This window comes from Caldanaerobacter subterraneus (assembly GCF_004345675.1).
Taxonomy (GTDB): domain Bacteria; phylum Bacillota; class Thermoanaerobacteria; order Thermoanaerobacterales; family Thermoanaerobacteraceae; genus Thermoanaerobacter; species Thermoanaerobacter subterraneus.
In genome coordinates this window covers 1-11,268 of record NZ_SLWU01000045.1, presented here as the reverse complement: position 1 = coordinate 11,268, position 11,268 = coordinate 1, and the positions used below count along the sequence as shown (strand labels likewise).

General features: G+C 31.8%; 10 protein-coding genes and 4 pseudogenes. 10 read left to right on the top strand and 4 right to left on the bottom strand.

Features of this window, described 5'->3' with window-relative positions:
- The first annotated feature begins 118 nt into the window (after positions 1–118).
- The 9 genes and pseudogenes from EV203_RS12610 to EV203_RS13485 all read left to right on the top strand — a co-directional run bounded on the left by EV203_RS12610 (position 119) and on the right by EV203_RS13485 (position 7,660).
- On the top strand, positions 119–1,504 hold the full coding sequence (locus EV203_RS12610; protein WP_165911621.1) for a radical SAM/SPASM domain-containing protein: 1,386 nt from the start codon (positions 119–121) through the stop codon (positions 1,502–1,504).
- 168 nt (positions 1,505–1,672) lie between these two features.
- A complete protein-coding gene (locus tag EV203_RS12605) occupies positions 1,673–2,323 on the top strand; it encodes a hypothetical protein (protein WP_132040837.1) in 651 nt (216 codons plus the stop codon).
- On the top strand, positions 2,310–3,971 hold the full coding sequence (locus EV203_RS12600; protein ID WP_132040836.1) for an ABC transporter ATP-binding protein: 1,662 nt from the start codon (positions 2,310–2,312) through the stop codon (positions 3,969–3,971). Before EV203_RS12605 ends, EV203_RS12600 begins: the two co-directional genes overlap by 14 nt.
- A 389-nt stretch (positions 3,972–4,360) precedes the next feature.
- A complete protein-coding gene (locus tag EV203_RS13985; RefSeq protein WP_243700706.1) occupies positions 4,361–5,119 on the top strand; it encodes a hypothetical protein in 759 nt (252 codons plus the stop codon).
- A 2-nt stretch (positions 5,120–5,121) separates the two neighbouring features.
- Positions 5,122–5,832 carry a DUF3108 domain-containing protein gene (locus EV203_RS12590; protein WP_132040835.1) on the top strand — a complete coding sequence of 237 codons (711 nt, stop codon included), beginning with the start codon at positions 5,122–5,124 and terminating at the stop codon, positions 5,830–5,832.
- 85 nt (positions 5,833–5,917) lie between these two features.
- Positions 5,918–6,455 (top strand): annotated as a pseudogene (locus EV203_RS12585) (helix-turn-helix transcriptional regulator).
- A 314-nt stretch (positions 6,456–6,769) separates the two neighbouring features.
- Positions 6,770–7,084, top strand: a complete 315-nt coding sequence (locus EV203_RS12580; RefSeq protein WP_243700705.1) for a hypothetical protein — start codon at positions 6,770–6,772, stop codon at positions 7,082–7,084.
- Positions 7,077–7,496 (top strand): hypothetical protein, encoded by a 420-nt coding sequence (locus EV203_RS12575; RefSeq protein WP_043883948.1) that lies wholly within the window; start codon positions 7,077–7,079, stop codon positions 7,494–7,496. Before EV203_RS12580 ends, EV203_RS12575 begins: the two co-directional genes overlap by 8 nt.
- On the top strand, positions 7,493–7,660 hold the full coding sequence (locus tag EV203_RS13485) for a hypothetical protein (protein WP_165911620.1): 168 nt from the start codon (positions 7,493–7,495) through the stop codon (positions 7,658–7,660). The genes EV203_RS12575 and EV203_RS13485 overlap by 4 nt, the downstream gene beginning before the upstream one ends.
- A 165-nt stretch (positions 7,661–7,825) precedes the next feature.
- On the opposite strand, the pseudogene EV203_RS13980 reads toward EV203_RS13485, so the two are convergent.
- Positions 7,826–8,717 (bottom strand): annotated as a pseudogene (locus tag EV203_RS13980) (transposase); the annotation flags it as partial.
- Between the two features lie 263 nt (positions 8,718–8,980).
- On the opposite strand from EV203_RS13980, the pseudogene EV203_RS12560 reads away from it, so the two are divergent.
- Positions 8,981–10,198 (top strand): annotated as a pseudogene (locus EV203_RS12560) (IS110 family RNA-guided transposase).
- Between the two features lie 132 nt (positions 10,199–10,330).
- Here EV203_RS12560 and EV203_RS14365 read toward each other — a convergent pair.
- The 3 genes and pseudogenes from EV203_RS14365 to EV203_RS14355 form a co-directional block, all read right to left on the bottom strand.
- Positions 10,331–10,540 carry a transposase gene (locus tag EV203_RS14365; protein ID WP_420886136.1) on the bottom strand — a complete coding sequence of 70 codons (210 nt, stop codon included), beginning with the start codon at positions 10,538–10,540 and terminating at the stop codon, positions 10,331–10,333.
- Positions 10,541–10,679: 139 nt separating this feature from the next.
- A pseudogene (locus EV203_RS14360) lies at positions 10,680–11,138 on the bottom strand (transposase).
- A gap of 34 nt (positions 11,139–11,172) precedes the next feature.
- Complete coding sequence (locus EV203_RS14355) at positions 11,173–11,235, bottom strand: hypothetical protein (protein WP_424945282.1); 63 nt, start codon at positions 11,233–11,235, stop codon at positions 11,173–11,175.
- Between the last annotated feature and the right edge of the window lie 33 nt (positions 11,236–11,268).

The window sequence follows — 11,268 nt, the reverse complement described above, 5'->3', positions numbered from 1 at the left end:
GGGAGGGAATCCTCCTTTTTCTCGAAAAAAATTTTTATTCCAATGTTTTGGAGACTATAGATACGCGAATTTAAGGCTTTAATTTGACGTTACATAGTTATTAATGGGAGGTAATCAAATGAATTTTGCGGATAAAATAGTAAAGATAAAAATTAAGGATATTTTTGTTGAAAAAAGAGGGGAAAACTATCTTTTTTTGAACAAACAAAATGGTGCTTGGATAATACTAAAAGATTCTGAAACTTTATATAATCTATTAAACAGTAAAGATGAAACAGATATAGAGGTTGCTTTAGATACAAGAGAGTACGAAAAACTTAAAGTGCTAATTGATAATAAAATTATCGGTGAACGCGATGATGTGATAATAGAGCAGCCGTATAAAAATAAATTTAATTTGCTCATACTTGATACTACAGACAAATGTAACTTGAATTGTAAATACTGTTCTGTAAATGCATCAACAAATGGGAATTTCATGAAATTAGATACAGCAATACGTGCTTTTGAAATATTTACTAGTTTAAGTAATTGTTCTGATAAGATAACAGTGGAATTTAGCGGGGGGGAACCTTTACTTAATTTTAAGCTTATTAAACAAAGTGTTCCAGAGTTTAATAAAATAGCTCAAAATAAAGGAATTCAGGTTTCTTATTCTATACAGAGCAATGGTATTCTCCTTGATGAAGAGATAATTGACTTTTTAAAAGAAAACAATTTTTCTATTGGGATTAGTTTAGATGGTTCGAGAGAGGTTAATGATAGTAACAGAATATTTCCAGATAACACTGGTAGCTTTGATAAAGTGATGAAAGCTATAAAAAAACTAAAAAATAAAGAGGTAAATTTTAGTATATTAGCTGTTATTTCAGATCCCTCACAATATTCTAACTTATTAAATTTCGCAGTAGAGAACGGGATAAAAAGTATAAGGGCCAATTATTTAACGCAAATTGGTAGAGCAAGAAAAATTTTTAAAGACACCACAAATATTTCGCAATTTCCAATAGAATATGCAAAAGCATATTTAGAAATGTGTAAAAAATTGATTAATGAGGGTGTAAAAATAAAAGAAGCTAATTTAACATATTTATTATGGAATTTACTATTATGGCAACCACATATGTGTTTTCGTATACCTTGTGGAGCTGGGAATAACCAGTTACATGTAACTGCTACTGGTGATATATATCCGTGCCAAGACTGGCGTTCAATTCACGACATAAAAATTGCCAATGTTCAAGATAGTGACATAGAAGAGAAAATAATGAATCACCCTAGGGTAAGAGAATTGCGGCAGAGAAATTTAGATATCATAAAAGAATGTCAAAATTGTAACTGGAAAAGGTTTTGTGGAACGTGTCCAAGAGAAATTTATACAGAAAAAAAACAATTGAGTGGTGATATTAGTCTTTGTAAGTTTTATGGTTATCTTTTTAATGAATTAATATGGATAATTTATCATAACAAAGACAACGTAATAAAATATCTATTAGAGAAATAAACTTCGTAATACTTTCTTATTTTTGCAAAACAATTGTTGGGAAGATTTGTTAATAGTTTCATAATAATATTTTCCAATCATATAACATCAAGTAAGTAAGTGGAACTCCTCGTAGGTCATATAATTTGTTTTATACTATTATGTTTATACTATTATGGGGTGACAGCTATGGAGTTTATTTATAGTAAAGAAATAGATGATATAATCTTGCGTCATAATTATAAAATTTTATCAGGTAAAGATGTAAGTAGTAATTACTTAATTTATGAAATTTTGGATTTTATTTACGATACGAAAAGTCCTAAAAGTTTCTACGAAGAACAAGAAATTAACCCTGTTGTTAGTAAATTAATAAATTTACCTTATTGGAATAACTTAGAAAAAGTACTAAATTATTACGAGTTGAATAATATTAGCTTAGCCTCTATTATTAATATCATAGTCAATAATTCAATTTTGAAAAATTCTTTTCAATTTATAGATGGACTTTCTTTTACTGACGGAAATAGTTACATCACAATAGCCAAAATATATGATATAAAAACAACGTTTTCAATCATACTTCATGAAATATTACATATTGAAACAAAGCCAATATTTAAATATATCGAAAATAAATCTGGTAATAAAATTCAGAATCCAGTCAAAGAAAACTATGTAAAACTATTGGAAAGAATCATTATGGAAGACCTCAATATAGGTGAAATTGAGGTAATGGACAAAAGTTTAGAAAAATTATATAAAGAATGGGTTTCGAATAGCAACAAGATAAAAATAGTAGAATTTATCGAAAGAGGAGTTTTTTATGGTAAGGAATAGATTTAAAGAGGGAAAATTTAAAATTCTTCCATATCTTAATAAGTATAAATACAGTTATGCCTTTTTAGTATTTGCAAGATTAATTTACACTGCAATTTTAGTATACATCCCTACATACATTGGAATTTACATCGATTTAATAACAAAAGTAGAAAGAGGCGCAAATCTGACAATAAGAGAATTTTTATTTAAGTTTACAGTATTAATAATTTTAGAATTTATCAGCATGTACATAGCTTACTATCTAAACGTAAAAATTTCAAATTATATGCTAATAGATATTGAATCTGACGTTATGTATGAGGTCAAAAGGCTACCTTATAAAAAAATATCCACCTTCAACGGGCAGTATCTGGCGCAGAGAATTAATAATGATTCTGTTACTATATCAGACTGTGTTGTAGAGAAATTCCCTTATGCAGCAATAGAGATATTAAAAATAATAGTACTCATTCCAATACTGTTTAGCATAAATACACTGCTGGGATTTTTATCTCTGCTAATTGTGTCAATGTATGTGCTGTTTTACAAACTTTCTCAAGCTCGTTATTATTCTTTGAATAAAGATATGTTGGAAAAACAAGCTGAATTTTTTTCAAGGATAGGGAGGCAATTGTTTAATATACTGGTAATAAAGATTAACTCATGGTATGAGGAAATTGACAGTGAATTTTTAAAAGCAAGTATACCATTTGTAAAGTCTTCTATTAAATTTTTAAGGTATGACTTTTGGATATCCAATCTTTCAAATTTAATGACCCGCCTGTTTTTTGCTATTGTAATAATTGTACTGGGTATATCCTTGGGGAAAGGTACAACTACCATTGGCAATTTAACTACTGCTATTATCTATGTACAAATTTTAATACCAGGAGTCGCAAGTATTATTGAAAGTGGGAAATCCTATCAGAAATATAAAGTTGCAAAGGACAGAATAAATGAACTTATCAGTATGGAAAAAGAGCACAATGGCAGTAAAATTATTGATGATATAAATGTAATAGAATGCAGGAATTTAACAGTTTCGATAGGTGAGAAGGAGATTTTTAATAATGTTTCTTGTCGTTTTGAAAGAGGCAATATTTATCTGATAGTGGGTGAAAATGGTACAGGTAAATCTACATTTGTGCACACACTGCTTGGAATATATCAACCTAAAGAGGGAAAAATTTTATATGACGGAATTCCTATAGAAGAGCTGGATATGTATTCTGTAAGGAAAAGACTTATTTCTTTTACAGAGCAGCATCCTTATCTTTTAGAAGATACCATATATAACAATCTGGTTTATGGCAAAAAAGACCTGAATAAAGAAGAATTTATGAATAAAATACGTAAGATTCATTTATTGGATTTTATTGAATCTTTTGATAAAAAATATGATACAGAAATCAATGAAAAATCGTCTAATATATCAGGAGGCGAAAGACAGAGGATAGCAATTTCAAGGTCTTTACTAAAAGAAGCAGATGTGTTCATATTTGATGAACCTACAAATGCATTAGATAGTGAGGGAATATCCACGTTTATGAGGACACTGACCGAGATTAAGAGAAATAAAATTATTATTGTGATTTCACATGACCCTAGTTTGTCAAATATTGCGGATAAAATAATTAAGTTTCCTATTAATCAAGGAACTTTTTAGAAGGTTAATAATTTTACTTTTGATTAATTTTAAATTTATGAAAGGCAGAGGAGAAAGATGAGCGGGCATGTAATTGTCACTAACGGTGTATAATTGACCCAGAAATAACAAGAATAGGAGGTTATTCTCCTCAATTTTTATAATTTCTAATTGTAAAATATTAGGCGAAAAATGCATTTTCGTTCCCCAAAATGACACTTTCGTTCCAAATTTCACAAATTTTATTTTAGATATTGTATAATATTAAAAAAGTGCCTTTAAGTTTTTTGGAAGGTGTAGAATTTATAGTATTGTGTAAAAAATTTCTTGTCTAATAACCTTATTATCTCACACAGAGTATAAAATTTAAGGTTGCAGAAAATGAAGACGATAAGATAGGGGTGCTTTAAATGTTTTTTGTAATGGTACTTGTTGATATAATTATAATATTTTCGTTCTTGTTTATAGCACTGAGGAAAGGTGATATACATATAAAAAACAGGATGTGGGTGTATTTGTTCATTTCTGGTTTTTTATTTCAAATAGTATTTTTATTGAGAAAGCACTGGGAAGTTTATCTTTTAAGTTTAAACACTTCATTGTGGTATGTGCTTACAGTTGTGCAGGCAGATAATGCTTTTTGGGAAGAATTAGCTAAATTATTAGCTGTTTTGACTGTAGTATACTTTCTTGATAAGAATATGATGGTACAATTTAAAGATTTAAAATATTCTACAGCGATTTTTACATATACAGGGCTTGCTTATGGTATAGGCGAAGCGATGTCTTTGATGTTTTTGCTTTATAATCCTCAATATGGTAGAGTTTTCGGAATGCAGTTTCCTGTAGGAACATTTGTCGGTTTTGTTTATGTTTTTGAAAGATTTTTTGCTATTCAAATGCACGGCATTATGGGAGGCATAATAGGAATAGGCTTTAGCAGGTATGTTTTTAATAAAAGATTCGCTAGTCTCTTAATATATTTTGTTGTTGCAATGCTTTATCACATGTTTATTGACAACTTTGCAATGTTTTTTCAATATTATCCTGTTTTGCGTTCTGTTCTTATTTATGCTTATGTAGTATTTTTGCTGTCAAGTACACTATTAGGCTATGTTTTGCTTTATTTTCTTTATAAAAATGCTATTAAAGTGGAAAGGAGAGTCTAAGTATGTTTAAAAAATTTTTAATGGCAGTTATAATTTTTTCATTGTTTATTCTTGCAGGGTGTTCTTCAAATGCAAAGCCTATGGAAATAGGTCAAATACCTTGGGGGAATTACCAAAGGCTTACCTATGATATTTTTGAAAATGACAAACTGGTAGGTACAGCAGAATTTACAATTGAAAAGTCTCAAAGCACAAATACTTATGACATATCATCTATCACAAAGATTGACTCAATACAGCTGAATACGGGTACTACAATTAGGTCTGACACTTTAATGCCTTTAAGTTCTTACTACAACGTAATGTCACCACAAGGGGATGTAAAGATAGAAACTACCTATAAGGATAAGTGGAATATTAAGGCTAAAACTTCCAAAGGGGAGCAGAATTTAACTGTTAAACTTCCTAAATATTATTATGACAATGACTCTCTTCTTATGATTATGAGGGCATATCCCTTTCAAGTAGGAGCAGAGTTTACAATATACGATGCAATAGCTTCAACTGCTCAGGTAGTGCCTATTACAAATAAAATTGTATCTAAAGAGAAAGTCATTGTCCCTTGTGGAGAAGCAGAATGCTTTAAAGTTGAATTAAAGGCAGGAGCAGCTAAGCAGTATATCTGGTATTCAGATGATGAAAATAGGCTTTTGTATCAATATGACAATGGAAAACTTGTGTATAAGCTTAAAAAGGTTGAAAATAACAAATAAAATATCCTGAACAAATCCTTATATAATGGTTTTGGAAGCGGCATTATATATTTGAAAGGATGAGTTAAAGTGAGGTGAGATTTTGGTGGAAGATATAAAGTCTAATGAAATACTTTTTTCTTATAAAAAGTGCTTGGAAATAGGGCTTACAAAATCGATAGTTGCTCCATTAATATCTTTAGAAGAAGAGGAATTGAAAAAGAGATTACAAGAGAATAAAAAACTTATAGAAGTTTTTAGAAAATGTGTTAATAGGGTAGGTACACAATTGAAGAAAAGATATATTTTTTTGCTGGTAGATAGTGAAGGATATCTTTTAGATATTTTATACAACAAAAAAATATACAAGGATATTACTAAATTAGGCATTAGGAGAGGAACCTCTTTTAAGGAGGAAAGCTGTGGTACAAATGCCATTTCATTGGCTATGAAATTAAAGCAACCAATTTACTTAAAACCGGAAGAGCATTATTGTGATATTTTCAGAATTAGCCATATCGATGGAACTCGGACTAAAACCGGCTACGGTAAAGTATCATAAAAAAGAAATTATTAAAAAATTGCGAGTAAAAAACTTACAACAGGCGATTGCAAAAGCTATTAAGCTTAATTTAATAGATTAAATTTGGACTATACTTTTGTATAGTTTTTTTATTTCTTCGCTAAAACTATACAAAGATATAGTAGACATTGGAAAAAGTGTATTATAAAATAAAAATGAAGGAAAAATTAGTTGAGTTAGGGGATAGTATACTGGAATAAAATGCAAGTATATAAAAAATAAAGTTGGTACCCACAAAGGAATTAATTGTGATGTATGTTATAGCTTCAATGATGCATGGGAAATTTTAGGGCAGATTCTAATTGTATTGAATATAACGCAGAAAGTTTTTAAAAGGAGAAAAAAATAGTTATGTTTATTTTAAGTTTATTAGAAATGGTTATAGTAATAATTTTTTCTATTATTGGTATTTATATGGCATTTAAAAATATAAATATAGATTCTACTTTAAAGGGAGCTACTTGTGCAGCAATTTTATATATTGGGCATATAATAGGTAATATAATAATTGTAAACCACCCTGATTATAAAATTATTGTAGAGAAAATTTCAAATCAGCTTGGTTCGGATGTTCAAATTGTAAGTCCATTGGCAATAAGTTCTCTTGTAACTTCTTTTCTGATTTTTCTTCTGCTTGGTTCTTTTGCTGGGTGGATAGTAAGAAAAAAAGGGGGAATGCAAGATGTCTGAACCGCTTTTTACTGGTAAGTATTTTGCAGCTTATGCTGAAGAACTGTCAGAGAAAAAGTCTCTGTTAGGTTTTGTTCATCCTTCTTTTCGATTTCCTCATAAAGGTGAAATAGTAATAAGTAAGGAAGGGCTAATATTGACTAATTTAGAAGAAATAAAGTTTAATGAGCTTTCAAAAATAAGTCTCCATTATGATTCTCTTTATAATCGTTTTTGGGCTGGTGGAATAGTTGGTCAGTATCCACGTCTTGCCTTTTTATGTCGTGGAGAACCCTTAGTGCTTGAATTTACCAAGAATGGTACGAGGAAAAGATTATACCTTTTAATTAACTGGCGTTTCTTTACAGGATTTACTGATAACCGACTTGTTTATGAGATAATGATTCAATTTTTGAATCCAGAGGTACTATGAAAGAAGCAGAGTGCTACATGCTAAGTTGGGTAAAGGGTAAATTTTTAACTTTGGGATTTATTGCAAGATTTACTGCAGTTTCATTATTATTTATATGCACATTACAAATGAGCCTATATAATTATGCAGGGATGTGCAAAATTAATAAAAATAATTACGAATAAAAGCCAAAATATGTATGACATACAATATATAGTAATTAGGACTGACAATCGAACATAAAGAAAGTGGTAAAGGAAAAGAAAAGACAAAAAGAGGAGCTAAAAAGGGCATAAATATCCTGTAGAAGTCAAATGTTAAAAAGTGGCATGAACCAAATTCAGCAAAAGTTAAGCCGATTGCATCAGAACAACAAGGGACTTAAACTCATCAAATTTACCCAGTTTAATAGCTACAATAGTGACAGTAAGCAAAGTAATATGGCCCAAAGTATTAAGGTTGTTGAAGGAATTAATATTTCTGACATAAGCTTTTTCAAAATTCAGGGTTTTAAATCGAGAATTATATCTTTCTGATTCAATCCGCAATTTATAGACAGCCTTAAAATATAGGGAGTCTCTATTAATAGAGGACCTATAATCAGAAGATATAATAGTAACTTAGTACAGCCTCTATGCTTTTTGCCATTAAAATATTTAGGATGCTTTATAGGGCAGGCAGAGTCATCTTTAGAATTGCAGAACTTGCAAACAAATTTTTGCTTAATAAAACCATCAAAATATTGCTTGCCGTCTTTAAGAATTTTAATACCCGCTTCACAAACGATATAACCATCATCAGTCAGTGGGGGATTTTTAGAATTACGCCAGTTTCGAGGAATAAAACAATGACCATGGAGAGTATCTCTAACGTAATTATAGAGTTTCTTAACGTCATAACCTTTATCAGCGATAAAATTAGTACCAGTCAGTTTAAACCAATTATTAGTATCAGCGAGTAAAGACAAAGCGACATCAAAATCAGGGACATCAGCAGAAGTAATAGTTTCAGCGATAGGTATAAAGAGATAGCATCAACAATAATATGATTTTTATAGCCCCAATAAAACTTATAACGTTTATTAGAAGAATCATTAGAAGCAGAATAAACGCCTAATTTACAATCCTAAAAAGACTTAGGCTTAATATCTTTAGAGAATTTATTTTTAGAAAAAAACTTAGGGTTATTTAACTTAGTGTTAGCTTTAATAGGGGTAGAGTCTATGGAAATAAACTTACCAGACTCCCATGTCGCAACAAATGCGACACCAGCAGAGAATGAAAATGTCCTTTTTTGATGATATAATTTGATAATATAATCATTATAGCGGTTGGTGAAGGCAGGTCGTTTTTATTTTGATGCTTCGAGCTCAATGTTAGACTGAACCACAATGACGGGGTGCACCACAGACTGTTGCTCCAATATGGAAGCACACGGGATAGAATAATCGATAGAGGTTGTTGCACCAGCCCTTCAAATCTAAAAGCCGCTGGAGGATGATACAGATGGAAGTTATATATCCACGCTGTTGTGGCTTAGACATTCATAAAAAGACTGTAGTAGCTTGTGTAATTACACCAGAAGAAAAAGAAATACGTACATTCTCCACGATGACTGAAGATATACTAGCTATGGCGGACTGGATAAAAAATAAAGGTTTTACACATATAGCGATGGAAAGTACAGGTTCTTACTGGAAGCCTATTTACAATATTCTTGAGATTGAGAGGCTCAATCCAATGATAGTAAATGCTAATCATATTAAGAATGTACCGGGCAGAAAAACGGATGTAAAAGATGTATAGTAGATCGCAAGGTTATTACAGCATGGTTTACTGCAGGGCAGTTATATACCTTTAAGAGAGCAACGGGAATTGCGGGAATTAATAGGATATCGATGGAGCTTAATAGAAGAACGTGCCAGAGAAATAAACCGGATGCAAAAAGTATTAGAGGGAGCAAATATTAAACTTGCTTCTGTGACTGGAGCTATACTGGGGAAATCATCACGTGCGATGATTGAAGCTATAATTAATGGAGAAGAAGGTCCTGCCATTTTATCTGAATTGTCTCAGAAACGATTAAAGAATAAGAAAGAAGAATTAAAGAAAGCTTTAAATGGTTTAATAGGGCCACATCAAAGAGTAATGTTAAAGACACAGCTTTTACATATAGATTTTCTCGATGAACAAATAGCCTTATTGGATGAAGAGATAAAGAGGCGAATGCTCCCTTTTGAAGAGGAACTAGAGCGTTTAGACACTATTCCAGGAGTGGGCAGACGCACAGCTGAACACATAATAGCTGAAATTGGTACAAACATGGACCAATTTCCTTCTGCTGCGCATCTTTGCTCCTGGGCGGGGATATCTCCAGGTAACAATGAAAGTGAAGCAAAAAGAAAATCGAGTAGAACACGAAAAGGGAACGAAAAACTACGGTCTGTGTTAGTAGAAGCTGCAAGAGCCGCTGCTCACACGAAAGATACATATTTATCAGCCCAGTATCACCGTATAGCTGCCCGGCGGGGAGTCAATCGCGTTGCAGTTGCTGTAGCTCACAGTATCCTTACGATTGTGTATTATTTATTAAAGCGAAAAGAGAGATATAATGAGTTAGGAGTAAACTATTGCGAAGAACGTAAAAAAGAAATAATTGTGAAACAGTCCATCAAGAAATTAGAGGCATTAAGATTAAAAGCCACCGTGGAGAATGCAGTGTAAGGTTTTCTTTATCACCATCGTTCAATTCATTTTACTGTCTCTAAAGGATACGCTACGCCGGGCTTTCGCCCGTCCTTGACATCAGGATTCCTCGGCAGTTATTAAAAACTAACGGTGGCGAAAAAGGTCATTTTATTGAAATAACCTTATCCTTCGTTTTTTTGAAATTTCTTTTTGCCACTCGAAATACTCAGTCATATCTAAATACTTCCTTCCTGAAGCCCATTTTTCATCTTGTTCCATTAACAATGCTCCTATTAGACGAATGCCAGATTCTCGACTTGGGAATATTCTTATAACTCTTTCACGACGACGAATTTCTTCATTTAGACGCTCTAACATATTAGTAGTGCAAAGTCTCCTTCGATAAGGCTCAGGAAGTTCTAAAACCGCTACTTAACTTCAAACCCTTCTTCTAAAATCTCCATTGCTTTAGGAGCTTTATCTCTATATTAATCTAATACTTGATTTAATAACATTCTTACCGTTCTGGAATCTGGTGCTTCAAAACAGTCTTTCGTTTGGCATGTAATTCTTTTTGTAAAGCTTTTGGAGTCTTATCAAGGATATTTCTCATAAAATGTGTTTGGCACCTTTGCCACGTAGCTCCCTGGAAGTGTCGGCAAATAGCTTGTACAAGTCCACTATGATGATCGGAAACTACTAAATCAACTCCATGGAGCCCTCTCTGCTTCAGCCATGAAAAGAATTCGCAAAAGCTTTTCTAATTCACTGTCTCCTATCATAAGGCCTAATACTTCTCGTAAAGCCTCTTCATTTATGCCTACAGCAATTAATACGCTGCACCCACAAAACACGTCCCTCTTCTCTTACTCTTACACCTAGCATCAACTATAACAAAGGGAAAGCTTTTTTCTCTTAAAGGTCTTGAATTCCACGCTGTAATGATAAGATCGAGATTTTTACAAAGCTCGGAAATTGTGGATTTTGAAAATTCAGTCCCACAAAGTTCATTAAGTGATTTCTTCGATTTTTCGGGTAGATACTCCATTAACCACCATCTCCATTAGTGCCAACAAAAGGGCCTGCTCACTTCTCTGGTAACGGTT